The sequence below is a fragment of the Streptomyces sp. NPDC087859 genome (assembly GCF_044742595.1).
Classification (GTDB): Bacteria; Actinomycetota; Actinomycetes; order Streptomycetales; family Streptomycetaceae; genus Streptomyces; species Streptomyces canus_F.
The window spans coordinates 47,428-71,499 of sequence record NZ_JBIUUU010000005.1 but is presented as its reverse complement, the minus strand read 5'-3'; the positions used below and the strand labels follow the sequence as shown (position 1 = coordinate 71,499).

The 24,072-nt window shown below is 69.0% G+C and carries 22 protein-coding genes; 11 read left to right on the top strand and 11 right to left on the bottom strand.

All coding sequences use genetic code 11. The features are described 5' to 3' along the window. Positions 1-109 precede the first annotated feature (109 nt). The 3 genes from ACIOHP_RS13105 to ACIOHP_RS13095 are packed head-to-tail and all read left to right on the top strand — an operon-like array spanning position 110 to position 2,540. On the top strand, positions 110-913 hold the full coding sequence (locus ACIOHP_RS13105) for an alpha/beta fold hydrolase (RefSeq protein WP_401887543.1): 804 nt from the start codon (positions 110-112) through the stop codon (positions 911-913). Then, a complete protein-coding gene (locus ACIOHP_RS13100; protein WP_401886583.1) occupies positions 913-2,205 on the top strand; it encodes a PP2C family protein-serine/threonine phosphatase in 1,293 nt (430 codons plus the stop codon). The genes ACIOHP_RS13105 and ACIOHP_RS13100 overlap by 1 nt, the downstream gene beginning before the upstream one ends. Then, the gene (locus ACIOHP_RS13095) at positions 2,202-2,540 is read left to right on the top strand and encodes an STAS domain-containing protein (RefSeq protein ID WP_401886580.1); all 339 of its coding nucleotides are present in this window, start codon (positions 2,202-2,204) and stop codon (positions 2,538-2,540) included. The genes ACIOHP_RS13100 and ACIOHP_RS13095 overlap by 4 nt, the downstream gene beginning before the upstream one ends. A 21-nt stretch (positions 2,541-2,561) precedes the next feature. On the opposite strand, the gene ACIOHP_RS13090 is transcribed toward ACIOHP_RS13095, so the two are convergent. Next, positions 2,562-3,125 (bottom strand): hypothetical protein, encoded by a 564-nt coding sequence (locus ACIOHP_RS13090; RefSeq protein WP_401886577.1) that lies wholly within the window; start codon positions 3,123-3,125, stop codon positions 2,562-2,564. Here ACIOHP_RS13090 and ACIOHP_RS13085 point away from each other — a divergent pair. Continuing rightward, entirely contained in the window at positions 3,045-3,332 is a 288-nt protein-coding gene (locus tag ACIOHP_RS13085) for an STAS domain-containing protein (RefSeq protein WP_401886574.1), read from the top strand. The two genes, ACIOHP_RS13090 and ACIOHP_RS13085, sit on opposite strands and share 81 nt — an antisense overlap. Before the next feature lie 156 nt (positions 3,333-3,488). Here the strand turns inward: ACIOHP_RS13085 and ACIOHP_RS13080 are convergent, their stop codons facing one another. Both ACIOHP_RS13080 and ACIOHP_RS13075 read right to left on the bottom strand, forming a co-directional pair. Continuing rightward, positions 3,489-4,181, bottom strand: coding sequence for a GAF and ANTAR domain-containing protein (locus ACIOHP_RS13080; protein WP_361550199.1), 693 nt, complete (start codon positions 4,179-4,181; stop codon positions 3,489-3,491). Positions 4,182-5,034: 853 nt separating this feature from the next. Next, the gene (locus ACIOHP_RS13075; RefSeq protein WP_401887540.1) at positions 5,035-5,682 is read right to left on the bottom strand and encodes a TetR/AcrR family transcriptional regulator; all 648 of its coding nucleotides are present in this window, start codon (positions 5,680-5,682) and stop codon (positions 5,035-5,037) included. A gap of 154 nt (positions 5,683-5,836) precedes the next feature. On the opposite strand from ACIOHP_RS13075, the gene ACIOHP_RS13070 reads away from it, so the two are divergent. After that, positions 5,837-7,309, top strand: coding sequence for an MFS transporter (locus ACIOHP_RS13070; protein WP_401886570.1), 1,473 nt, complete (start codon positions 5,837-5,839; stop codon positions 7,307-7,309). Positions 7,310-7,503: 194 nt separating this feature from the next. On the opposite strand, the gene ACIOHP_RS13065 is transcribed toward ACIOHP_RS13070, so the two are convergent. Continuing rightward, positions 7,504-8,346 (bottom strand): hypothetical protein, encoded by an 843-nt coding sequence (locus ACIOHP_RS13065; RefSeq protein ID WP_361550203.1) that lies wholly within the window; start codon positions 8,344-8,346, stop codon positions 7,504-7,506. Positions 8,347-8,628: 282 nt separating this feature from the next. Continuing rightward, on the bottom strand, positions 8,629-8,778 hold the full coding sequence (locus ACIOHP_RS13060) for a hypothetical protein (protein ID WP_401886567.1): 150 nt from the start codon (positions 8,776-8,778) through the stop codon (positions 8,629-8,631). Between the two features lie 665 nt (positions 8,779-9,443). Here ACIOHP_RS13060 and ACIOHP_RS13055 point away from each other — a divergent pair. Continuing rightward, a complete protein-coding gene (locus ACIOHP_RS13055) occupies positions 9,444-9,986 on the top strand; it encodes an MOSC domain-containing protein (RefSeq protein ID WP_401886564.1) in 543 nt (180 codons plus the stop codon). A gap of 634 nt (positions 9,987-10,620) precedes the next feature. On the opposite strand, the gene ACIOHP_RS13050 is transcribed toward ACIOHP_RS13055, so the two are convergent. From ACIOHP_RS13050 to ACIOHP_RS13035, 4 genes are all read right to left on the bottom strand, one after another. Then, entirely contained in the window at positions 10,621-10,914 is a 294-nt protein-coding gene (locus ACIOHP_RS13050) for a DUF1330 domain-containing protein (protein ID WP_361550209.1), read from the bottom strand. Between the two features lie 33 nt (positions 10,915-10,947). Further along, complete coding sequence (locus ACIOHP_RS13045) at positions 10,948-12,375, bottom strand: MFS transporter (RefSeq protein WP_401886560.1); 1,428 nt, start codon at positions 12,373-12,375, stop codon at positions 10,948-10,950. Beyond that, on the bottom strand, positions 12,372-12,734 hold the full coding sequence (locus ACIOHP_RS13040; protein ID WP_401887538.1) for a MarR family winged helix-turn-helix transcriptional regulator: 363 nt from the start codon (positions 12,732-12,734) through the stop codon (positions 12,372-12,374). Before ACIOHP_RS13040 ends, ACIOHP_RS13045 begins: the two co-directional genes overlap by 4 nt. Before the next feature lie 327 nt (positions 12,735-13,061). Beyond that, complete coding sequence (locus ACIOHP_RS13035) at positions 13,062-13,757, bottom strand: DUF4232 domain-containing protein (protein WP_401886554.1); 696 nt, start codon at positions 13,755-13,757, stop codon at positions 13,062-13,064. Positions 13,758-14,086: 329 nt separating this feature from the next. Here ACIOHP_RS13035 and ACIOHP_RS13030 point away from each other — a divergent pair, with 329 nt between their 5' ends. The 4 genes from ACIOHP_RS13030 (at position 14,087) to ACIOHP_RS13015 (ending at position 18,266) form a co-directional block, all read left to right on the top strand. Beyond that, positions 14,087-14,425, top strand: coding sequence for an inner-membrane translocator (locus ACIOHP_RS13030; protein WP_401886549.1), 339 nt, complete (start codon positions 14,087-14,089; stop codon positions 14,423-14,425). Between the two features lie 709 nt (positions 14,426-15,134). After that, positions 15,135-15,716, top strand: a complete 582-nt coding sequence (locus ACIOHP_RS13025; RefSeq protein WP_401886546.1) for a winged helix-turn-helix domain-containing protein — start codon at positions 15,135-15,137, stop codon at positions 15,714-15,716. Positions 15,717-15,912: 196 nt separating this feature from the next. After that, entirely contained in the window at positions 15,913-17,487 is a 1,575-nt protein-coding gene (locus ACIOHP_RS13020; RefSeq protein WP_401886543.1) for a cutinase family protein, read from the top strand. Positions 17,488-17,660: 173 nt separating this feature from the next. Next, the gene (locus ACIOHP_RS13015; protein ID WP_401886540.1) at positions 17,661-18,266 is read left to right on the top strand and encodes a dihydrofolate reductase family protein; all 606 of its coding nucleotides are present in this window, start codon (positions 17,661-17,663) and stop codon (positions 18,264-18,266) included. A gap of 70 nt (positions 18,267-18,336) precedes the next feature. Here ACIOHP_RS13015 and ACIOHP_RS13010 read toward each other — a convergent pair whose 3' ends face one another. After that, the gene (locus ACIOHP_RS13010) at positions 18,337-18,534 is read right to left on the bottom strand and encodes a hypothetical protein (protein ID WP_401886537.1); all 198 of its coding nucleotides are present in this window, start codon (positions 18,532-18,534) and stop codon (positions 18,337-18,339) included. Positions 18,535-18,760: 226 nt separating this feature from the next. On the opposite strand from ACIOHP_RS13010, the gene ACIOHP_RS13005 reads away from it, so the two are divergent. Beyond that, a complete protein-coding gene (locus tag ACIOHP_RS13005; RefSeq protein WP_401886534.1) occupies positions 18,761-21,907 on the top strand; it encodes a putative bifunctional diguanylate cyclase/phosphodiesterase in 3,147 nt (1,048 codons plus the stop codon). Between the two features lie 104 nt (positions 21,908-22,011). Here the strand turns inward: ACIOHP_RS13005 and ACIOHP_RS13000 are convergent, their stop codons facing one another. Beyond that, positions 22,012-23,841, bottom strand: coding sequence for a glycoside hydrolase family 15 protein (locus ACIOHP_RS13000; protein ID WP_401886531.1), 1,830 nt, complete (start codon positions 23,839-23,841; stop codon positions 22,012-22,014). Between the last annotated feature and the right edge of the window lie 231 nt (positions 23,842-24,072).

The following is a 24,072-nucleotide window of genomic DNA, read 5'->3' as shown; positions in this document are numbered from 1 at the left end:
GCCGTCGAGGCAAGCGACAGGAGAGTTCCGGCCCGTGAAAACGCTGGACGAAATATGGATGACTATGGATGAAAAGGGCCCCACGATCATGTCTGAGAGACTGCCGAGTATGGATATCGCCCGCAGGAACCATGTCAGCGTGACCGGCAATCCGCAGGGTCGGACGGTGGTGCTGGCTCATGGCTTCGGGTGCGATCAGAACATGTGGCGGCTGACACTGCCCGCGCTGGTCGAGGACTACCGGGTGGTGCTGTTCGACTACGTCGGCTCGGGCCGCTCGGACGCGGCAGCCTTCTCGGAGGACCGTTACGCCTCCCTGGCCGGCTACGCCCAGGACGTGGTGGAGGTGTGCGAGGCGCTCGATCTGCGCGATGCCGTGTTCGTCGGACATTCGGTCAGCGCGATGATCGGCGTGCTGGCGGCCGACAAGGCACCGGAACGGATCGGGGCGCACGTGATGGTCGCTCCGTCTCCGCGGTACATCGACGACGACGGTTACCGCGGCGGGTTCAGCGCCGAGGACATCGACGAGTTGCTCGTGTCGCTGGAGTCGAACTATCTGGGCTGGTCGGCAGTGATGGCCCCGGTGATCATGGGGAACGCGGATCGTCCGGAACTCGGAGAGGAGCTGAAGAACAGCTTCTGCGCCACCGACCCGGAGATGGCGCGAGTCTTCGCCCGGACCACGTTCCTGTCGGACTCACGGGCCGACCTGAAGGGCGTGGACGTGCCCACCCTGGTGCTGGAGTGCACCCAGGACGCGATCGCTCCCCGGGAGGTGGGTGCCTTCGTTCACGAGGCCATCCCCGGCTCGACGCTGGTCACGCTGGAAGCGACCGGACACTGCCCGCACCTGTCCGCGCCCGAGGCCACCAACCAGGCGATCACGGAGTTCCTGGCGGCGCTGCGGTGATGTGCCGCACCGGGCAGCAGCCCGACCCGCACGAGACCGGCGACGAGAAGACCTCCAGCGCGGCCTTCGCCGCCCTGCTGGAGGACAGCGCCGAGGAACTCTACGAGAACGCGCCGTGCGGATACCTGTCAACGCTGATGGACGGCACCATCGCGAGGATCAACACCACGCTGCTGACCTGGCTCGGCCTGGACCGCGAGGCGGCCGTGGGCCGGATGCGGTTCACCGACCTGCTGACCGTGGGCGGCAAGCTGTACCACGAGACGCACTTCGCGCCATTGCTGCGGATGCAGGGCGAGATCAGCGGCATCGCCCTGGAGATCAAACAGAACGGCGGCGGCCGGATACCCGTGCTGGTCTCCTCCGCGGTCAAGCACGGCACCACTGGCGATCCCCTGCTCATCCGCACGACCATCTTCGACGCCCGGGATCGCCGCTCCTACGAACAGGAACTCCTGCGCAGCCGGAAGGCAGCCGAAGAAGCCCGCCAACAGGCGGAGACCGACCGAGCCCGACTGCAGGACGCCCTCGCCGTGCTCCAGCAGTCCCTGCTGCCCGACACCCTCCCGGAGGTACCCGGGATCGAGACGGCCGCCCACTACCACACCGCCTCCCCGGATCGGCTCGGAGGCGACTTCTACGACGTCTTCCCCATCGACGGCAAACGCTTCGGCTTCTTCCTCGGCGATGTGTGCGGCAAGGGACCCCAGGCGGCGGCAGTCACCTCACTGACCCGCTACACCCTGCGCGCCGCCGCACTGCACGACCCCGACCCCGTCGGCGCCCTGACCACCCTCAACAAGGTGCTCCACGAGCGATACGCCGGCGCCGACAACGACCCGCGCTACTGCACCGTGATCTTCGGCACCCTCGATCCGGACCCCGACACCGGGCAGGTCGCCGTCCACCTGGCCTCGGGCGGCCACCCTCCGGCCGTCCTCATGCGTGCCGACGGCACCGCCGACTTCCTGCCCACCCCCGGCGGCCTCCTCGTCGGCATCCTGCCCACCGCCCGCTTCACCGCCGCCACGACCGTGCTCACCCCCGGCGACACCCTTCTCCTCTACACCGACGGCCTCACCGAAGCCCGCACCGGCGAAGACCGCACCAGCCTGTATGGAGACGAGTCCCTGCTCGCCTTCGCCGCCGACCAGGCCGGCAAGCCCCCGCCCGCCGTGATCCGGGCCCTGACCGGCCTGTTGCACAGCTTCGGTGACGGCCTCGACGACGACACCGCCCTGCTCGCCCTCGGCGTCCCGACCCCCGCCCCCCAGACGAGAAACAGCCCATGAGCCCACTGAAGATCACCACCCGAGACGCCGCCACCGGTCCCGTACTGGGGATCTTCGGCGAGCTGGACTACGACAGCGTCACCGAACTGCGTGAACTGATCCCCACCCTCACCCTGCGACCGGGTCAGCGCCTCACCCTGAACCTCGGCGGCATGGAATTCTGCGACTCCAGCGGGCTCAGCGCCCTGATCGCCGCCCACAACCACGCCCAGGCCGCGGAGGCGGACATCGCGCTCGCTGCCGTACCCGCACATACCCTGCGCATCCTGCGCATCGCCGGCCTCGACCAGATCTTCCCCATCGCCCCCGACAGCGCGACCGACACTCAGCGGTGACGACGGGGCGCCTAGGCCTCCCTAAGCGTCCGTCGTCAGCCAGCGGGCTTCGGCCATGACCTCGGCATCAATCTGGGCCGGCGTCCGGTCCCCGTATTCGAGAATGTCGTACTCATCATCGAGCTCGGCGAGTCGCTCAGCCAGCGGCAGTTCGTGACCGAACCGCTGGTGGATGCGAAAGGCGAGCTCACGTGGTGTCAGCTTGCCCGCCGGCAGCTGGTGCGCGAGCGCCCGTACGGCGGCTTCCCGCCCGCCCTCGCTGTCGCGCGGGTAGAACCTGAGGCCAAGCTCGTCGAGGGCCGCAGGCAAGAGATCAGGCACGTCATACTCCGCCTCGGCGCGTGTGCATGCGGCCAGGATCTGGAGCGCCGGACTGTCGAGCCCGGCAACGAGTGCCTCGCAGGCGCCCCTGACGACTTCATCCGCACGCACCTCGCCAATACTCCACAGAACGGCGAGATCCTGCAGGTCACGGGCTGCGGCTTCGATCGACGACACCCGCACATGATGGCCTGCCCAGAGCAATCCACTGAACGCGTTCCAGCGGCTGTCACAGCTCTCTTCCCCGCTGATCGTGACCGTCACGGGGCCGCCGTGGTGAGCGGTGCTCGATGCGTCGAGGCGGACCTCAGCCGGGTCCGCTTCTGTGACTGTGCCGGGCTGAACGTCCTGCTGGGAGCCTGGAGCCGCTGCCGGGACGCAGGGGTGCGATTTGTAGTGTTCGGTCCGATTGGGCCCGGCCTTCGGCTCCTTCACCGCTCGGGTGCAGGCAGCTGTCGCCAGCAGGAGTGATCCTGTGCCCGTCAGCTCCAGCAGCCGCTCCACAGCGGGCGCAATACCCCGCTCCCCCGCGCACGTCATTGCTGCCGGGGCGGGCAGGTGCGATCCCCCGTCGCCTGCCCGCCCCGGGCCCGGCCCCTCCTCACGTCCCGTACCGCATCTGACCCATCACACCGGGTCGGTGCGTTCGGCGCGTACCTTCTGGGCCACGTCGCGCAGCTTGATGTTGTGGTCCTGGGAGACGCGGCGCAGCACGCTGAAGGCGTCGTCCTTGCTGAGCTGATGGCGTTCCATGAGGATGCCCATGGCCTCACCGATGGCCGCCCGGGTCTCCATGGCGTGCTGCAACTGGTCGATGGTGCGGGCGTCGGCCAACGCTACGGCTGCGTGCGAGGCCAGCAGCCAGCCCGCGGTTTCGATGTCCTTGCTGAAGGTGCTCGGACGGTGCGCGTACAGGTTGAGCGCGCCGAAGTCCTCGTTGTCGGTGTAGAGCAGGACGCCGGTCATGCTCCCGATGCCCAGCTTCTGGGCCTGAGCGGCGAACCGCTCCCACGCTGGCTGAGGCTGGGACATGTCCGCGATCCGGTACACCCGCTCGCCGTCCGTGCGTCGGGCAAGGTCGAAGCAGGGGCCCTCGCCCAGCTCGCCCTGGAGGCGGTCCGACTCCTGGACGATGTCCCCGCAGGATGCCAGGGTCACGGCCCGGCCCTTGCGGACCGCGAGGATGCCGGCAGCGTCACAGCCGTCCACCAGCTTCACCGCCGACGCCGCGATCTCATCCAGCGTCGCCTGAACCGAGTCCTGAGCCAGCAGATCCCGGGCGAGCAGAGCCATCTGCTCGGCGTACTTACGCCAATCCATCCGCCACTCCCGCCTCGATCACCGGATCGGCAACCCTACCCCCAGCCACTGAGCCGCAGGCCTCGGTGGCGGCTTGGGCGATTCCGCGTACCTGCCGGACCATCAGTGATCGAGGCCTTCCCGGGCCCCAGAGCCTCCGCGAGCCCGGCGAGTACGCCACAGCCCAAGAAGCCGACCAGGTCACGGTCGCGGCGCTGACGGAACTGTCGCGCCTGGCGGCGCAGTTCGGCACGGGCCGCGGTGGTGTCCCGCCGAGTGGTGTAGCCATGCCGGCCGTGGGGCTCGGCTCAGGGCCGAGATGGCTATAGCCGACTGGCTCACCCGGCCGCAGCGCGTGCTGCTCGCGGGCGTAAGCACCCCGATCCGGCGCCGAGGCGACCGCGTCGGCCAACTGACCTGCGGAGTCACGAACTCTGCGCGGCTACACCACTCGGTGGGACGCCACCCGGGCCGCCGATACTGCGGCCGTGCGGTGACGCAGAAGCCGCGAACCTCAGCCGGGAGAGTGTGCAGTAGCGCCAGCAAGCACACAGCCGGCGAGAGTACGGCGCCACTGGGTCCGAGAACGGAGAGCCAGTCACTTGCAGGGTGAGGCCGGTTTTTTCCGTACTCATCGCCGTGACACGCGGGGACGTCAGGTCAACGTCCGCGCGAAGCGATCGCCCTGCGCCCCGCTGGGACAGTCGCGGTCTGGGCGCGCGCAGCCCGGCTGATTCAGCGCCCGGGTCAACTCGCGGTTGGCTCCCGCGCGGTCTCCAAATCCTCCATAGCTTCGTCCAGCTTCAGCTTCACATCCGCATTGTCCTGTTCGAGCCGGACGATCCATTGCTGGACCGGCCCCTCGATCCCCGCCTCACGCTCCGGCTTGCAGACGGAGGCCCGTCAGAGTCAGCTCCAGGGCGGAGCGGAACTGGTCGACGTCATCGTGGCCGTCGAACTCGTCGACGATCTCGTGGACGAAGGGGAATTCCTGTGGGTCGAGTTCCCTCCAGTCCTGGGCGACGCGGTGGAGGTATTCGTCACGGTCCACGGCACCGTCGAGCATCTCTTGGGTCGGTTCCTGTCCGAGGTCGACGGCGGAGCCGACGACGACTCCCACGATGGCGGACACGGCGTGGAACCGCTGGGACGGGGTGAGGTTCAGGCGGAGAGTCTGCTGACCGAGCTTCTCGTACAGCCCCAAGGTGTTGTTCTGGATGCTGGTGTTGCGCATGAAGTAGGCGCTCAGCCAGGGACGTTGCACGATCGCGTCGAACAACGTGATGGCCATGGCGCGGAGATCACCGATCGGGTCGTCGCCGCGGGGGATCTTCTCGACGTCGGCGAGGACGGGGCCCATGGCGTAGTCGGCGGCCCGGTCGAGAAGTTCGTCCTTGTTGGCGACGTACCAGTAGATGCTGGCGACGCCGCCGCCGAGACGCTGGGCGAGCGCCCGGAAGGTCAGAGCCGGGGCTCCTGCCTCGTCGAGCAGGGCCACTGCCTCGGCAAGGACGGACTCCATGGAGTGCGAAGCCCGTCGGCGTCCCCCGCCGGAGCGGTTCTGCTGGCGTGTCACGGCTTGATCCCTTCGCGTCTTGCACCGTATCGAACGTTGTTCTATCGTACCGCATCGAACCATGTTCGATAGCCGAACGACGTTCGATTGGAGAACCGTCATGACCACCGCAACGCAGCACACCCCCGCACGCACCTATCCATCCCTGCGTGCTGCCTGGATTCCCCTCGCCGCCCTCTGCCTGGCCTTCTTCGTCGAAATGGTCGACAACACACTCCTGTCGATCGCCCTGCCCACGATCGGCCGTGACCTCGGCAGCGGGACAACCGCTTTGCAATGGGTCACCGGCGCCTACTCACTGACCTTCGGCGGACTGCTGCTCACCGCCGGATCCATGGCCGACCGGCTCGGCCGACGCCGGGTCCTGCTCATCGGGCTCGCCGTGTTCGGCTCGCTCAGCCTGTGCGTCGTCCTCGTCACCACAGCCGGCCAGCTCATCGCCCTGCGCGCCGCACTCGGCATAGCCGCTGCGGCAATGGCCCCGATCACGAACTCACTGGTCTTCCGCCTGTTCGACGACAAAGCCCTGCGGATGCGTGCCATGACGGTGATGATCATCGTCGGCATGTCCGGGTTCGTCCTCGGACCGCTGCTCGGCGGCACCGCCCTGGCGCATGTCCGCTGGGAGTGGCTCCTCGTCGTGAACGCCCCCATCGCCGTGATCGCATGCATCGGCGTTCGACTCGGCGTCCCCAGCGACCGGCCCGAAGACCTCACCAAGGACACCCTCGACGTCCCCGGCGCCGTCCTCAGCGTCGCTGCCATCGGCCTCGCCTGCTACTCGCTGACCAGCGGTGTCGAGCACGGATGGCTCTCGACCATCACCCTCTTGTCAATCGCCGGCGCCATCACGGCGGCGGTCGTGTTCGTCCGGCACGAGCGGCGCAGCAAGGCCCCCATGCTCGACCTGAATCTCTTCTCCAACGGCACGGTCCGCGGCGCCGCCATCGCGCAGATTGGCACGTCCATCGCGATGGCCAGCGTGATGTTCGGGCTGATCCTCCACTTCCAGTACGCCTACGGGTGGAGCCCGGTGCGGGCCGGCCTGGCCAACCTGCCGATCATCGTGACGATGCTGACCGCCACGCCCCTGTCCGAGTGGCTCGCACGCCGCTTCGGCCACCGCATCGCCTGCCTCGTGGGCGCCGCCTGCCTGGCCGGATCGCTGGCGGGCCTGTCCTGGGCCGTCGGCCACGGCTACGCCGCCATCGCGTCCTGCATGGTCCTCATGACCGTGGGACTGCGCACCGTGATGACGATCTGCGCGGTCGCACTCGTCGAAGCGATGCCCAGCAACCGCACCTCCATCGGCGCCGCCCTCAACGACACCGCCCAGGAAGTCGGCTCCAGCGTCGGCACCGCCGTCGTCGGCACCTTGATCGCCGCCCTCGTCACCACCCAGCTCCCCGCCGGGACTTGGAGCAGCGGCCTCATCGCGTCGTTCTTCCACGGCGAGCGGATCACCTACGCGCTCCTCGCCCTCGTCGTAGGACTGATCGCCACGGTCGGCGCGCTGAGCCTGACCGACTCCCACACCGTCGAGGAGCACCCCACGGAGGACGCTGCCTACTGACTTCCTCGGGTTGTTGTCGGCGCTGGGTGAGGGTCAGTCTGGAGCCGACCAAGCAGCCGACGATGAGGTCAGGATGGAGCTGCCACGACGGAAGCCTCGACGGAGGCGTTCGAGGTGCCCGTCGTCGGTGAAGACGGTGTTGGCGGGGGATGCTCCGTGCGATGAAGTTCAACGCGTCACCTCGCCTGCGAGCCCTATGGGTGCTCGCCGAGTTGGAGGAGCCCGGCGAGGGAAAAGCACAGGGCGCCGAGCAGGGTGCCCCAGTTGGCGATGTCGGCGTTGACGATGCTGTCGGTGGCGGGGCGAGTGTAGGCAGCGAGCGCGGAAATCATGAAGAGGGCGGAGCCGAACTGGTTCACCGCGACGATCCACCAGCCGAGGCTGCGCGGGCGGCAACAGGGCCGGCCGTGGCAGATTTCGACGAAGCCCAAGTGGCCGGAGATCAGGAACAGGACGCAGCCGATCACATCGGGCACCCAGATCAGCCGGTTGACCTGCTGGACGTTCAGACCCTGCAGGAAGGAATCCAGCAAGTCGACGGCGAAGACGAGTGTGCCCGCGAACAGGACGAACGTGCTCAGCCAGTCCACCCGCATCGGCTCGTAACTCCACCACCGCCAGCCGCCGGTGACCAGCCGGCCATCGCCGCCGCCTACGTGGCGGGGCGCGTTGATCACCTGAAGCAGTGACACGTACCCGCCGGTGCTGAAGAACACGCCGCCCGCGAAGTAGATCGAGGCGCACTCGGTGGCGTCACCGGAGCCGAACTGGGCGACGGCCGCGCCGGCGGCGAAGAGTGCCCCGCCGATGACGAAGGCGATCGCCGCAATGGCGTTGAGTCGGTTCAGGCGGGCGATGGCGACGGCGTCCGCACGGATGTGCCGGGCGGACGCCGCACCGTGGGGACGCAGGGCGAGTACTCCGCGCCGACGGGCGAGCCGCGACTCCCACACGGCGGTGCCGCCGCCGGGAGGGCGCCAGGTGAGCCGGGTGGTGAACGGTCCCACGCCCTCGGCGCGCTGCTCAGCCTGCGCCACAGGCCCAGCCGAGAACGTCAGGCGAAACCGCAGCAGAGGCGAAACGCCGTCCTGCCGAGCCGTCACCGCAGCCTGCGGGGGTGTGGCATGGCGCCTCGCCGGTCCGGCCTGGGCGGCGGACTGCGAAGCGTGGCCGGTTCATGCCGGCAGGATGGCGGCGATACCGCGCTCTTGCCCGAGACAGATGGGCGGGCGTCTCGTGGTGCCGCGCCACGTGCGGACGAGGGTTGACTCGTTCCACGAGGGCAGGACAGGGAAAGGGTGCCGCCAGAAGACCGGCAGCTAGGCGGCTGCGTTCACGCCTGCGGTGGAGGGGTTGCCGAAGACGACGACGATGACGACAACGATGAGCAGGGTGCTGACCGAGCCGATCAGGCTTACTGGGGCCCGTACCCGGGTTTGGGCACCGGCCGGAGAAGCCTCCTGCGTCACTCATGGCATTCCCCTGGCAACTGGGCGCTTGGGGCGCCTCGCGTCACGCACCCCTGAACACGCAGCGACTCTGCCAGAAGAAGTCACGCGAAACAGTCATTTCATGCGCGATTTATCTACATCAGCTCTGATAGTCGACACGACCGCCATAGGGCGCGAGGCGCATGAGCCAGACAGGGACCTGCAACGTCCCCGCAGCCGGTGCCGAGAGGCTATGGCCGTGCAGGCACGCCGAAGAGCACCGGCGGAACTCGACCAGACGGCTACCTCGGTCGGGATCGGGGCGAAGGAGGAAGCAGCGAGCACAGGCAAAAGGGCCCAGCGAACGGCATGTACGTACACCGGCGGCGCGTGATGGCCGATGCTCCGCTCGATCAGCCAGTCCCATCGGCGCCAGGCACCGCGGACACCACCTTCCGGCCGGTGCGGCGGTCCCGGGGTGAGCTGTGGGACCGGACCATGGCCACCGCACGGCAGTTCCACACGGCTGAGGGGCGTCTTCGCGTGCCGCGGCAGCATCGCGCGGCCGTCGACGGCAAGTTGCTCGGGCACCGGGTCGTTCATCACCAACGGCCTCACATGCGATTGACCCGTGGCCGCTCCGCCTTGAGGCCCGAGGGTTAGGGTCGTGGCTGATCATTGTCACTGATGAGGGGGCTCCCCGGATGAGCGGGATCGTGACGGCAGTCAGCAGCAACGGCGAGTACTCGTTCACCAAGCCGAACCGGGACAGCATCACGCTGCTCGCCGGACTCGGCGTCGAGAATGACGTACATGCCGGTGTGACGGTCAAGCACCGCTCTCGGGTCGCGCAGGACCCCACCCAGCCGAACCTGCGCCAGGTCCACCTCATCCATGAAGAGCTCTTCGCCGAGGTCAGTGCACAGGGATTCACGGTGATGCCCGGTGACCTCGGCGAGAACATCACCACCCGCGACATCGATCTGCTCGGCCTGCCGGTCGGCACACTGCTGCACATCGGCGACCATGCGGTGCTGGAGGTGACCGGCCTGCGCAATCCCTGCCTGCAGATCGACAACTTCCAGGACGGGCTGCTGAAGCAGGTTGTCGGCCGCGATGAGGCCGGGAGCATCGTGCGCAAGGCCGGAATCATGAGCATCGTGAAGGAGGGCGGCGCGGTGCGCCCGGGCGACACGATCAAAGCGGTGCTTCCCAGCGGGCCACACCGGCCCCTGGAGCGGGTCTGAGGTCTCTCCCCTGGCAGGCCGTGACATGGCATCAGCTGCGGGAGTTCTTGCGGTGTGAGCATCAGGCAAGCCCGCATGGCCATGTCGCATCCTGCCTCCTGCGGCCTCTCGCGCCATGCTGGGAGCGCGTGGTGAGTCCGTTCGGCACGAGATCAGGCAAGAGACCTTCGCCTCCATCGCCGTCGAAGAGGGCACCATCTCCTGACCCCTGCCCGAGCAGGGAGTCACTCCCAACGCAGTGGCAGCGCGGTGCTCAACGTGAAACGCCTCTGACAGCAGCCCGTACGGTGCGGGCAGACGTCGACCATGCCCATACCGCCACCCGCCTGGTCGCTGCCCGAACCGATGCGCGCCGTACCGGTCAACGACCCTGCGCTGTCCGGCCGGTGGGCCGACGGCCGTCTCGCCGTCCACAGCCGCAACGGGAGCGACTTGAGCCGGGCGTTCCCGGAGATTGAGGAGGCCGTCCGGCGGCTGCCGGACGACACGGCCATCGACGGCGAGCTCATCGTGTGGGAGGCGGGCCGGCTCGCGTTCGAGCGTCTCCAGCAGCGCATGCACCACCGCGGGCCGCGCGGCCGTCGAATGCCCCGTGCACCTGGTCGCGTTCGACCTCGATCCGACCGGACCTCGGTCAGTCGATGCCTTCGACGATGCGGAAGTCGCGCTCGACGCCGTCGGAGAGGGCGACCAGCGCTTCCTGGTAGGCCGCACTCTCGTGCGCCGCGACGGCCTGCTCGAAGCTGTCGAACTCGACCAGGACGGTGCGCTCGGCGATTCCGGCGTCATGCGCCACGACCCGGCCGCCACGGACGATGGTCCGACCGCCCCCGGCCTTGACGGCCGGAGCGGCCAGCTTGTTGTAGGCAGCCAGCTTCTCAGGGTCTGAAATGGTGCGGTAGACGCTGACCCAGTAGCCCTTGGGCATGGAACCTCCAGTGTCGGGATGAGTGCATCCGGCTTACGGGTTGGTCGCGGACGAGCGTCGGCGGGCGAGAGTGAGGCTTGTCAGCGTCGTGATCGCCATGGCGCCGATGCCGACCAGCGCCGCGGTGGTGTAGGCATCGTCGTCGGGGAAGAGATGGCCGGGGCCGGTGCCCGCGGCGAGGATCAGGCCGCCGATGGCGCTGCCCAGGGAGTACCCGACGCTGCGGACGACGTAGTTGAAGCTCATGGCGCTCGACGTCTCGCTCTTGGGGGTGACGGCCAGGATGACGCCGGGCATCGCGGCCGAGAAGCCACCGACGCCGAAACCGAGCACGCCCATCGCCGCGAACAGTTCGGCCAGGTCCGACCGGGCCGCCGCGAACAAGGCGAACCCGCCGCCGACCACGACGGCGCTGCCGGCCAGGAGCAGGGGGTCGGCGATCCGCGTCCGGACCCGCGGCGTGAGCCTGCCGGCGACGAACCCCAGCACCGAGAACGGGATGAGGACCAGCCCGGCGACAAAGGTCGTCAGCCCGAAGCCGTAACCGGCGCCGTGCGGCGTCTGCGCGTACCGGGTGATGAGTGTGAGCAGGAGGTACATGCCGATCCCGCCGACGAACATGGCGAGGTTCGCCCCGGCGACCGCCGGGTGCCGCACCGCCCGCACATCGACCAGTGGCGTCGTGCTGCGCAGTTCGATGACGGCCCAGACGCAGAGCAGCGCCACCGCGACGACGGCGAGGCCAACCGCCACGGCGATGTGACGGCTCCACAGACTCCGTTCGCCGGCGAGCAACAGCACCAGCACCAGCGCAGCGGCCAGGACGACCGCGCCTGCCACGTCCACGTGGGCGGAGCGGCCTTCGGGAGCTTCGGGCATGGAGCGCCACGCGGTCAGGAGGGCGGCGGCGGCGACGACCAGGCCGAGGCCGTAGGCGGCCCGTACCCCGCCGAACTCGGCGAGCAGTGCGGCCAGCGGGTAGCCGACGCCGGCCCCGATGATCGAGACCACCGAGATCAGGGCGATCACGGCCGCGCTGCGCTCCTCGGGGAGGTGGTCCCGGGCCACGCCCATCATCAGCGCCGTCAGCCCGAGCCCGATGCCCTGGGCCGCCCTGCCGGCCAGCAGCCACGTGAACGGCAGCGGCAGCACGGTGAGCGCACTGCCTGCGACGACGACCGCCAGCGTGGCGAGGATCGTGGCCCGCCGGTGCGGGCCGGCTCCGAGCCGACCCAGGACCGGCGTGGCGACGGCACCGCTGAGCAGCGCGACGGTCAGCGTCCATTGCGCGCTGCCGAGCGAGACGTGGAACGAGGTCGCCACGCTGGTGATGAGCGGCGTCCCGAGGCTGGCGACCGCCGCCACTACGAGAGCGATGAACATCAAGGCGGGGACCAGCGGCCGCACCTCGGAACGCGCCCCCGGGAACGCGGCGACCCCGCTGACCGGCTGCCCGGTCACTGCTTCGGCCCTTCGCGGTCCTGGCTTTCGAGCTCTGCCAGATGCTTCAGCGCCGGAAGGGCCGCCACCAGCGCCTCGACCTCGTCGCCGGTGAGCTCACCGATCAACCGCTCGAACGCGTGGACGCCCGCTTGACGCCGCGTCCGGACGTAGGAGGCGCCGGCCTCGGTCAGGCACACCAGCGTGACCCGCTTGTCGGACGCGTCGCCCCGCCGCTCGACCAGGCCGGACTCCTCCAGCACCCGGACCAGGGCGGTCATCGCGGGTTGGGTGACGCCCTCGACCGCGGCCAGATCGGTGACGCGCCGCGGGCCGGTCCGGTCCAGAGTGGCCAGGGTGGCGGCGGACGTCAGGCTCATGTCCCGGGGCAGACGTCTCACGGCCCTGGTGGCCAGGCCGTAGAGGGCTGCCCCGATGGCGGCGGACGCGCCAAAAGCGGCGTCTTGACGACTCACGCTCAAAGCATAGCAATTTTATATTCATAGTTTATGGACGTATTCGACTGCCGCGAGCGCGCGCTGGCCGTCACGCCCGCCGCAGTGGAGGTACTCAGATCTGACCCCGACCCGAGATTCGAACTTGCCATCGACCGTGATGAGGTCGCAGAACCTCGCCAGGACCGCCGACCGACAGCGCTCCGCTCGACTTCGTCCTGCTGTGCGCGCCGGCGCTGCGGCTGGAATCGGTCAGGAAGGCCTGACCGACGACACGGCGGTGACGGTCACGGTGTCGTCGCACTCGGCGAACTGCCCGTCGTCCAGGGCCACCTGGTACGCCCCGGACCCCGGCAGCCGGACGACCATCGTGGGATACACCACGGGCGCCGAACCGGACACGCAGTACCCGTCGGCCTCTCCCTGCACCTGCACGAACGTCAGCTTCACCCACGCCTTGCCGCCGGGGGCAACCTTCACCGGCGCCGCGGCTCCGGTCGGCTTGACGGTGAGCGGCACGTTCATCTCGGGAGAGCCGTTCCCCGCGCCTGCCACCGCGGGGTGCCCCGTGAGGACGCACGTCCGTCCGGACAGGTTGGTGAACTCGACGACGGCCGCCCCGGTCCCCGTACCGGCCGGCCGCACGGCGGCCTGACGGGCGGTCGCCTTCAGACTGCCCGCGGGACAGGTCGCCGCCGAACCGCCCGGAGCGGGTGCGGACGACGCGGGTACGGAGGCGGCGGGCGAGGAGGAACCGGAGGCGGAGCCGCCGGGGGCCGGGGTGCCGGGCGCGGAGGAGGCCGCTGAGCTCACGGCCCCGGTCGGGGTGACGCCGCCGTCTGTGGTGTCCGCAACGCCCCCACCGGGCTGACATCCAGCCACCGCCAGCGCCGCCGAAGTCACGACGACCGCCATCACCGAACCGCGCATTCCGTTCACGTACCGCATGCTGTCCCCCGAGTCCCAGTCGTCCGGAGCGCGGCTCCTCGCCGCCCTCGTCGAACCAGACAGAACCGTGGAGCCGGCAGTTCTCCCACACTCCGGCCTGTGACCCACCGGTGACGAATTCCGGCCACAACCACCATGGAACGCCCCGGCAGAGCGAGCTGCCGACCCGCGGCCTCTGAACCCGTGAAGTCGGCGTCGACGGCCGGGCTCGTCGTCCACAGGGCACCGGCTCGCCGGGACCGGGTAGGCCCATGAAGAGCGGAGTACGCAGGGATTGCGACTCGGCGACGGGCCGCTCGGAAGGATGGGTTCCGGGCGATCGTTAAGCCATGCCCGAACTTGCCGACAAGCAGCCCTCCAGCGGAGAGGGCGCCCTCACCGCGGGTTGTCTCCTGCTTCTCGTACTGATGGCGGACATGGCGGCCGCGCTGTTGGTCGTCATCGTGCTCGCCGTCCGGGGACTGGGCCGGAGGGACACCGACTCCGGACAGACAGCGACCGGCGTGCCACCCCTGGACTGGGCGCCAGTGCTGGGCTTCGGCGCGCTGGCCCTGGCGGTCGGCGTAACGGCCGTCGTGCTGCTGCGGATTGGGCACCGAGCTCTCGCGGCGGTGCAGCTGACGCTCTGCGTCGTGCTGGCAGTCCACACACTGAGGTCTTGGCCCTGACCCGGATGTAGTCACAGCCATCGGCGGCTGAGGTGGGAAACGTTCACTGGATCCTGAGGATCCGAGAACGGACATCCCGTGATCATGAAGAACTTTCCGACGCACTTCAAGGCCGTTTCGGCGGCTCCCAAGACTTCAATCGCCCCGTGGGCTCACGGGGTAAGGGCACGAATCATCGGCTGAAATCCTGCTGCCTGTTCCGCTCCTCTGGAACAACCATGGCCTAATCGACGGCCGTCTCACCCCTGGGCCGTACCCGTCGCATGGTGCGGCCATCTCCCGCACCGTGCCCGTGAGTCAAAGAGGATGTATGCTCCGCATTCATTTCACCCCCCATGACCTGCAGAATATTCGAATTCTCCGCAGGCCCGATCCGTTATGGGAACTGATCTGCAGTATGTGTCGCCTAGGAACAGGCCAGGGGCCGCTGGAATTCGGGTCCTGGCGTCGCTCGGTTCGCGCCAGAGTAGAGGTCGACCGGGATCTAGGAGCGGCTCTGCAGCCGTTACGCACATTGGTCCCCAACGTCGGTTACATTCCCGATTTCCTCACGCCTCCGACCGGTGGAGAGGAGCTGTCCCATGAACTTGACCTGGTGCGTGGCACCTCGCGTGCTCGGCTCGTACGCGAGCTGACTCGGCTCGGTGACAGCCAGGTTCTGCCGAGCTGGACCGTGGCACTGGGCAGGCCTGGGGACGGAGGGCTCGCCATGCTGACCCGCGCACTGGAGGTGTACTTCGGCGCCGCGTTGCAGCCGCACTGGTCCCGTATCCGAGGGGTCGTCGGCAATGACATCGACCTGCGCACGCGCGCTCTTCTTGACGGGGGCACCCAGGCCCTGCTCAACGGTCTTTACCCGCTGGCCCGTTGGGACTCCCCGGTCTTGGAGGTCGACTACCCGGTACGGCGTGACCTCCGCCTCGAAGGCCGCGGTCTGCTCCTCGTCCCGTCCTTCTTCTGCTGGCGCCGACCCACCGCCCTGGCCGATCCCGCTCTGCCGCCGGTGCTCGTCTACCCCGTTGCGAAAGCCCCCTTGGATGTCGCCCGGGCGACTGGGGACGGTGTTGTACGCCTGCTCGGCCGCACTCGGGCCGCCATCCTGGCCGATGTCGCTCGGCGGGACGGCCGCACCAGCTCCGACGTCGCCGAAGCCGTCGGAATCGCCCCGGCCAGCGTCAGTTACCAGATGGGCGTTCTGCGGGCCGGAGGGCTGGTGGACAGCCACCGTGCCGGTAAATACGTCCTGCACGCGGCAACGGCTTTGGGTTTACGTTTACTCGACGCGAGCTGACGCTATCCTGCAACATTTCGAACCCCATTGAAGTGTTTGAGCTTGGCGTCCACCGATGTCAATGTGGCGACTGTCCTTGCGATTGACTGTTTGAGCCCTGTGCGTTGCACCGGGCCGAACCAGGGGGAAACGCATGAGATGTCCCGCACGACCAGGAGGAAACCACACGCCACACCGTCGGGCGATATGGACGGCGGTGCTCGCACTGCTGGCCGGACTGTTCTCGACGGCTCAACTCGTCGGCGCCGACAGCGCGTCCGCGCTGCCACCGCCTCCCCAGCCGGCAATGAATTGCGACAAGCCGTGGGTGATCATCAATGCCTACGGCACGGCCGAGTATGTGACACCGGGTGTGACCACGCCGTACGGATCCATCGGCGTGAACGACACCTACGTCCGGGCGGTGACCGCGGCACTCAACGCGCGAGGAGTGCCCAGCAGCGACATCACCGCACGCAATCTGCCCTATCCGGCGTCGGCGGTCGACTGGGACCTGCCGTGGCCGCCCTTCCTGGGCGACAACCCGGGACCTGACGACTACTGGGAGTCGATGTGGAAGGGCCGCGACGAACTGGTCCGTGAGATCGAGTTCTACTCCGACTGCCCGAGCCGCCCGACCTTGGTGCTGATCGGGTACTCGCAAGGGGGTCAGGTGGTCAAGAACGCCCTCGCCAACTCCGCCGTCGCCGGGGACCAGCGCCGTTCCGACTCGGTGGGCGCCGCCATCACCATCGGGGACGCGTCCCGCCACAACGGCCAGGCCGGGATGGCGCAGAACAGGCAGATGCTGACCCTCAACCGCGACTACCAGGAGACCACCACCACGATCGACCGCGGCGGACTGATGCAGCGGGTGTCGGTGCCGTCGGTCTTCGCCGGGTTCATCGGTGACGGACGGTACTTCGACGTCTGCCGCACCGACGACCTCGTGTGCAACAAGCCGGGACGCCCCGGCACGGGCAACTGGCTGGCGGAGTTCGGCCTGAGTATCGACGACGGTACGACCAACCCACCGCACATCGCCTACCGGGACAACGCCCGAGCGAACGGGAACCCGGTGATCAGATGGCAGAACGAGCAAGGCAGACGTGTGGCGGCCGATGTCGCCGACCGTGCCGTCGCCGCGGCGGTCGCCCAGCGGAACATCGTCCACCCGCCACCCGAGCCGGAAGTACCACCCGGCACCACGCCGGTCGAGATGTGGGCAACCGACGTCAACGTGCGCACGGCCCCGACGACCGACGCCGAGATCACTCATCGGTTCGCCAGTCCCACCACCGTCTACGTGCAGTGCCAGAAGCGTGCCGAGCCGGTGACGGACGGCGGTGTCACCAACGACGTCTGGTCCTATCTGCCCGTCCAGCATGGCTGGATCAGCAACCTCTATCTGCGCGGCCCCGCATGGATTCCCGGTGTGCCGGAGTGCGCGGGTTCCACTCCCCCGCCCGACCAGGGGCTCTACCACTGCGACATCGGGGGTGACCCCGAGAGCTGGTGCGCTCGGGTGACCGGCATCGACCCGGGGTCGTTCCTCGGCATGTACAACGAACCGAACTACGATCACGGACGCAGTTCGTCCTACCAGGGCCACAACGGTGACGAGCTCATCGTGCTCTGTTGGACGACGGGAGCGGTCGACGCCGACGGGACCGGCAACCGGTACTGGTTCTTCGCCGACACCGGTGGAGCCCTGCCGGGTGGCTACGTCAACGACCACTACCTGACGACGGGCAAGTTCGCGGACTGGAGCCAGGTCATCCCGCCCTGCTGAGACCACAGCAGATGACACACGCCCACGTGTGGCGGCCGTGCACACACGGCCGCCACTCCGCCGACCTGATCGGCCGCAGCGTCCTGGGTTCTCTCGTGACTCCACAGCGCGGCCGATGAGTTTTGGGCTCCCGGCCGGTCCAAGCTGGTGACACCTCAGGAAAGGACACCGCCATGGCAGAGCTTCTGGTCGACTTCATCACTTCTCTCGACGGCTACGCATCGGGTGAGGGATGGCCCGGGTTCTGGGGCTTGGAGGGCCCGGAGTACCTCGGATGGCTCGGTGAGCAGCCCGAGGTCACCTATCTGATGGGAGCAAACACCTATCGCCTGATGTCGGGCTTCGCCGCAGGCGAGGTCCCGGCTGGCCAGGACGAGTTCAGGCCCGAAGAAGAAGCGTCCGTCGACGAGCTCACGCAAGCGTCCAAGGTGGTGTTCTCCTCCTCGCTCAAGGAGCCACTGGCGTGGGCCAACTCCACGCTCGTCCGCGACGACGCCGTCGAGACGGTCCGCGCCATGAAGTCGAACGACTCGGGGCTCCTCAGCACGATCGGCAGCCTCAGCCTGTGCCGGTCGCTGCTGCGCGCCGGACTCGTCGACCGCTTCCGGGTCGTGATGTTCCCGGTCATCACCGGGGCCACGGGCGAAGAACGCATCTACGACGGCTATCCGGACGTTGCCCTCGAGATGATCGAGCACCGCACCTTCGACGGCCGCATCCAGCTGGTCGAGTACAAGCCCCGCGTGCTCGAGCACCCGCCGCTCGGCGGCCCTGCGTGACGTCGCCCCGTCCGCCGGTCTGGACGGCCGCCAGGCCGGCGCCGACGGGCGCGGAGCGCGAGTACGAGGTTCACAGGCTGACCGGCGCGCTACCGCACTGGCACATGCACGGGAAGCCCTCCAGGCTCTCGTGCATGTGCCCAGCGACCAGGGTGTCGGTGGCGGGCGAGGGAGTCTTCGTCCAGGACGCGCACGCCGGCGGCGCGCTCAGCGCGACCGTGGCGACTCCGGCCGCCGGCACCACCCTCGCACCGGAGAGGGGTTCCATGTCGTCTCAACTCCGGCGGTCCGGCCCGCCATATCCTGGCGGCCCGCGGTGACCGGCGTGTCAATCCCCACGGCGACGCGGGATCTCCCGGGCGGCCGGGGGCTCAGGAGAGCTGACCGACCGGTGCCGAGATGCAGTCGGCGCCTCTCCTGCCTACGATCGGTGAAGAAGGCCCAGGTCGACGCGTAGTTCGCGCCCGGCCTCCTCCGAGCAGGGGAGGCTCGCCTTGCGATTGCCGCTGCCCCACCGGCTGATGGTTGTCTACGTCATGCCGGCCGCGGGCGCCACCGCTCTCTACATGACCATTCCCAGCTTGCGGACGCCCATGTGGGTCCTCATGAGTGTGGGAGGCACCGCGGCGATCCTCACCGGTGTCCACGTCAATCGGCCGGCGCACCGATGGCCCTGGCTGGTGTTCGCCGCCGGGCTGCTCGCCTTCGCGGCGGGCGGGACCTATTACCACGGGCAGGAGCGGTACTCCCAGGCCTCCGTTCCGTTCCCGTCGCCGGCGGACGCGTGCCACCTCGCTGTGTACCCCCTCCTGGCAGTGGGATTGTTCGGCCTCGTCCGGTACCGCTGGGTGGACCGCGACTGGCCCAGCCTGCTGGACGCGTTGATCATCACGACTGGGCTCGCGCTGCCGGTCTGGGTCTACCTGGTGCAGCCGCTCACCGTGTTGGAGGGCCTGACCTGGGAGCAGCGCGCGATCGGCATCGCCTACCCGCTGGGCGACGTCCTGGTGCTGGCGATGCTGGTCCGACTGCTCGTCCGCGGCCCTCCTTCCGGCCGCGAACGCTCCCTGCAGCTGCTCGCCCTGGGCACCCTCACACTGGTCGGTTTCGACATCGCCTACGGGATCCTGCGGCTCGACAGCTCATGGGAAGCCGGCCCGGTGATGGACTTCGGCCGGATCGTCTTCTCCACGGCCTGCGGGCTGGCCGCGCTGCACCCCTCCATGAGGGACCTGACCGAACCGGAGCGCCGACCGCAGTCTCCTTTCCCGCCCTGGCAGCGGCTCCCGCTGCTCGCCGCAGCCACGCTGGTAGTGCCCTCGGTCCTGCTCCTCGAGGAACGGTCGGGCACCGTCAACGTGACGGCGCCGGCCGCCTTCTCCAGCCTGCTGTTCGTGCTGGTGATCCTCCGTCTCGCGGGCGTGATCGTGGCACACCGCAAGTCCGTGGCGCGTGAACTGACACTGCGCGCGGCGACCGCCTCACTCGTCGCGGCAGATGGAGCGCGGGGGATCGAACAGTCCTGCAACACGGCGGTCACGGCACTGTTCGGGCCGAAGGTCCGGCACGCGAGCATGCTGCTGTCGGCCCAGCAGGCCCTGTGGCTGTACACCCTCCTGGCGCGGTCGCCCGCCGAACGGCGCAACACCGGCGCGGACGGCGGCCCGCAGAGCGCGCGGACCGCCACCGCACTGTCCGGCACCCTCATCGTCACCGTCCCGGAGCTCGGGCCGGACATCGCCGGCCGGCTCGGCGACCTGCCGACCGCCCTGGTGTGCCCCATGGCCCAGCCCGACCACCCGACCGGCGGCGAGCTCCCCGGCGTACTGCTGGCCGCGGGACCCGAGCAGCAGCTCACCGAGATACGTGGAACGCTGGAAATCCTGGCCTCGTACGCGGGGCTGGCGGCGGAACGCGTCGTGCTCCGGCGGGAGATCTCCCGGAAGGAGAGCGAGGCCTACTTCCGCACCCTGGTGCACAACGCCTCGGACGTCATCCTCATCCTCAACGACGACACAACCGTGCGTTACGCCAGCCCATCCGCCGAAGCCGTCTTCGGCAACACCGCGCTGACGGGTACGGCACTGCAGGAACTGGTGGATACGCGGGATCGCGGCAGGGTGCACCGGACGCTGACGGTCCTGCGCAGCAACAAGCAGGAGGAGGCCCACGACCACTGGTGCGTGCTCAAGGACGGCAACCGCATCGAAGTGGAGGTGCGGTGCCGTGATCTGCGGCAGGACAGAACCGTCGGCGGGTTGGTGATCACCCTCCGAGACGTGACCGAACAGCGCCAGCTGGAGCACGAACTCACCCAGCGAGCCTTCCACGATCCACTGACCGGTCTGCCCAACCGGACACTCCTGCTGGAGCGGACCGAGCGCGCCCTGCTGCGCGGCCGCCGGGAGTCGACTCTCACCTGTCTGCTCTTCATCGACCTGGACGACTTCAAAATCGTCAACGACACACTGGGTCATTCGGTCGGCGACCAGCTCCTCACCACGGTGGGAGAGCGCCTGTCGAGGATACTGCGCCGCACCGACACCGCGGCGCGCCTGGGTGGTGACGAATTCGCGGTGCTGATGGAGGGCGCGAGACAGCCCGTCGATGCCGAAGTTCTGGCCGCACAGGTGATCCAGGGCCTCAACCGGCCCTTCCGGTTGTCCGACGATTCGGTGATCGTCTCCGCCAGCGTGGGCGTGGCCACGGCGTGGGACAGCGCGGACCCCGAAGAACTGCTGGCCCTCGCCGACCTGGCCCTGTACTCGGCCAAGAGCGCGGGCAAGCGCCAGTGGCGCCGCTTCCAGCCGGATCTGCGCGACAACATGGCGGCGCGCCACGACCTGCGGGCGCGCCTGGACCGGGCCATCGCCGACGAGGAGATCACCCTGCTCTACCAACCGGTGGTGGACATCACCGCGGGCCAGGTCGTCGGCTTCGAGGCACTGGCCCGCTGGCCGCACACCCGACGCGGAACGGTCCCACCACTCCAGTTCATCGCACTCGCTGAGAAGACCGGGCAGATCACGCCGTTGGGCGCCTGGGTACTACGGAACGCCGTGGCCGACATCGCCCGACTCCAGAACGGGACCCCACGGCCAGTACCGCCGCCGTACATCAGCGTCAACGTCTCCGCCCACCAATTCCAGGACACGGGCTTCCTGAACGAGGTGCGCAGTTCCCTCGACACCGCCGGCCTCCACCCGGGCTCACTGCAGCTGGAACTGACCGAGTCAGTGCTCATGCGGCGGGACGACCACATCGACTCCCTCCTTGGGACACTCAAAGACCTCGGGGTGCGCATCGCGGTCGACGACTTCGGCACGGGTTTCTCCTCGCTGCGCTATCTGCGGGAATTCCCCATCGACGTACTCAAGATCGACAAGACGTTCATCGACGACATCCCGGAGGACCCCAAGCAGGTCGCACTCGTCGAGGGAATCCTCCACCTGGCCGACACGCTCGGCCTGCAGGTGATCGCCGAGGGCATCGAGGACCAGGCACAGCGCGAGCTGCTCACGTCCCTCGGCTGCCGGTTCGGGCAGGGATACCTGTTCGCCCCGCCGATGAACCTCGAGGAGAGCGAGGTCATCCTGTCCCGGCCTGGCACCGACCCTCCGCCCGGCACGGCAGCACCCTAGCGACCTGCTGACTCGTCGAAGTTCGGCCGCAATCAGCGTCGGGCGTGACCCGGTGATCGCGATGGTCGGTTCACGATACTGACCAGCCGGCCGGCAGTGACCGATCAACGTCGACCCGACGCTTCGCCGCCACGGGGACTCCGAGATGGTGCCGCCGACAGAGCGAACGCCGTCTCCGCCAGGGCGATGTGGCTGAACGCCTGCGGTGCGTTGCCCATCTGGCGCCCGGCGTCCGGGTCCCACTGCTCCGACAGCAGTCCGACGTCGTTGCGTACGGCGAGCACCCGCTCGAAGGCCTCGCGGGCCTGTTCGGCTTGCCCCGACGCGGCGAGGGCGTCGGCGTACCACAGGGAGCACGCCACGAACGCGCCCTCGTGACCGTGCATGCCGTCCACCTCGTGCGCGCCGTCACCGCCCGGCGCGTAGCGCCACAGGAACCCCCCGTGATCCAGTCGCTGCATCTCGCGGACGGTGGACAGCACCCTGGGGTCCCTGGCGGGCAGGAAGCCGAGCCGGGGCATCAGCAGGGCCGAGGCGTCCAGGTCGGCGGAACCATAGGACTGCACGAAGGACCGCTGCTCCGCGTCCCAGCCCTGACGGAGGACCTGCCGCTGCACCTCGTCCCGCATGGCCCGCCACTCGGCCGAGGATCCGTTGCGGCCCAGCAGCTCCCCCATGCGCAGGGCACGATCGGCGGCCACCCACACCATGACCTTGGAGTGGACGAACTGCCGCCGCGGCCCCCGCACCTGCCACAGCCCCTGGTCGGGTTCCCGCCAGTGCCGCTCCAGGAAGCCCATCATCTCTCCGACCAGGTCCCACACATGGGCGGGCATCGGGATGCGGGCCCGCAGGGACAGGTACAGGGCGTCCAGGACCTCGCCGTACACATCCAGCTGGAACTGGCCGACGGCGGAGTTCCCGAACCGTACCGGCTGTGAACCCTCGTAGCCGGGCAGCCAGGGCGCCTCGGTCTCCGGCAGCAGCCGCTGTCCGCCGAGGCCGTACACAGTCTGCAGGTCGACCGGGTCGCCCGCGATGGCACGCACCAGCCAGGCCAGCCAGGCCGCCGCCTCGTCCCGGTAGCCGCTGCGCAGCAGACAGGACAGGGTGAGGGCGGAGTCGCGCAACCAGCAGTACCGGTAGTCCCAGTTGCGTTCGCCGCCGATGCACCCGGGCAGCGACGTGGTCGGCGCGGCGACGATGCCGCCGGTGGGCGCGAAGGTGAGCGCCTTCAGGGTGATCAGCGAGCGCACCACGGCGTCCCGCCACGGCCCCTGGTAGCGGCACTGGCCCGCCCAACGCCGCCAGACGCCGCCGGTCTCCTTGAGCATCGTGTCAGCCGGGACGGACACCGCCGCGGGCGGCCCGGCGCGGTGCGAGGGCGACCACACCAGGGTGAGGGCGAGCCGCTCGCCGGCCAGGACGGTGAAGTCGAGGACCGTGGAGCCCTCCTTGCCGTGGGCGCGCACGGGGCCGTCCGCGCCCAGCCAGACGGAGTCCGGCCCGGCGACCGCGACGGAGGAGTCGTCGGTGGCCCTGACCCAGGGCACCACGCGGCCCTGGTGGAAGCGCAGGCGCAGTTCGCTGCGTACGGGCACGGCACCCGACAGGCCCTCGATCACGCGGACGACGCACGGCAGTTGGGCGCGGGGCGGCATGAAATCGGTGACCCGGACCGCTCCCTCCGCGGTCTCCCACCAGGTGTCCAGGACCAGCGTGTCGGGCCGGTAGGCGCGGCGGGTACAGGTGGCGGGAGCGGCAACCGGAGCGACCCGCCAGAAGCCGTTGTCCTCCGTACCCAGCAGCGCGGCCAGGCAGGCCGGCGAGTCGAATCGGGGCAGACACAGCCAGTCGATCGAACCGTTCCTGCCGACCATGGCGGCGGTTTCCAGGTCGCTGAGGAGGGCGTAGTCCTCGATGGGTGCGCTCATGGTCGATGTCTCCGTCCCCACGCCCGGCCCGGTGGGCGGTCTCCCTCAGCGATGCACGGCGACCCCGGTCGAGCAGCCACGGGAGGGCATCGATGATCTTCGGCTCGCCGCGCCGGGACAGCCGTACGGCCTCGTGCACGAGGAAGGTGAAGAGGACCCCGACCGGCGCCGGCGCGCTCGTCGGGCGCTGCCGTTTCTCCTCCGGGCCCACCGCCCGGCCCGCCGAGTCCC

Coding starts and splice junctions, on each gene's coding strand:
- ACIOHP_RS13075 (WP_401887540.1), bottom strand. CDS start 5,682: ATGGAGTCCGTCCTTGCCGAGGCAGTGGCCCTGCTCGACGAGGCAGGA.
- ACIOHP_RS13095 (WP_401886580.1), top strand. CDS start 2,202: ATGAGCCCACTGAAGATCACCACCCGAGACGCCGCCACCGGTCCCGTA.
- ACIOHP_RS13055 (WP_401886564.1), top strand. CDS start 9,444: ATGAGCGGGATCGTGACGGCAGTCAGCAGCAACGGCGAGTACTCGTTC.
- ACIOHP_RS13035 (WP_401886554.1), bottom strand. CDS start 13,757: ATGCGGTACGTGAACGGAATGCGCGGTTCGGTGATGGCGGTCGTCGTG.
- ACIOHP_RS13105 (WP_401887543.1), top strand. CDS start 110: ATGGATATCGCCCGCAGGAACCATGTCAGCGTGACCGGCAATCCGCAG.
- ACIOHP_RS13050 (WP_361550209.1), bottom strand. CDS start 10,914: ATGCCCAAGGGCTACTGGGTCAGCGTCTACCGCACCATTTCAGACCCT.
- ACIOHP_RS13030 (WP_401886549.1), top strand. CDS start 14,087: ATGCCCGAACTTGCCGACAAGCAGCCCTCCAGCGGAGAGGGCGCCCTC.
- ACIOHP_RS13000 (WP_401886531.1), bottom strand. CDS start 23,841: ATGAGCGCACCCATCGAGGACTACGCCCTCCTCAGCGACCTGGAAACC.
- ACIOHP_RS13025 (WP_401886546.1), top strand. CDS start 15,135: ATGCTGACCCGCGCACTGGAGGTGTACTTCGGCGCCGCGTTGCAGCCG.
- ACIOHP_RS13100 (WP_401886583.1), top strand. CDS start 913: ATGTGCCGCACCGGGCAGCAGCCCGACCCGCACGAGACCGGCGACGAG.
- ACIOHP_RS13070 (WP_401886570.1), top strand. CDS start 5,837: ATGACCACCGCAACGCAGCACACCCCCGCACGCACCTATCCATCCCTG.
- ACIOHP_RS13080 (WP_361550199.1), bottom strand. CDS start 4,181: ATGGATTGGCGTAAGTACGCCGAGCAGATGGCTCTGCTCGCCCGGGAT.
- ACIOHP_RS13085 (WP_401886574.1), top strand. CDS start 3,045: ATGATGGCCTGCCCAGAGCAATCCACTGAACGCGTTCCAGCGGCTGTC.
- ACIOHP_RS13015 (WP_401886540.1), top strand. CDS start 17,661: ATGGCAGAGCTTCTGGTCGACTTCATCACTTCTCTCGACGGCTACGCA.
- ACIOHP_RS13040 (WP_401887538.1), bottom strand. CDS start 12,734: ATGAGCCTGACGTCCGCCGCCACCCTGGCCACTCTGGACCGGACCGGC.
- ACIOHP_RS13010 (WP_401886537.1), bottom strand. CDS start 18,534: ATGGAACCCCTCTCCGGTGCGAGGGTGGTGCCGGCGGCCGGAGTCGCC.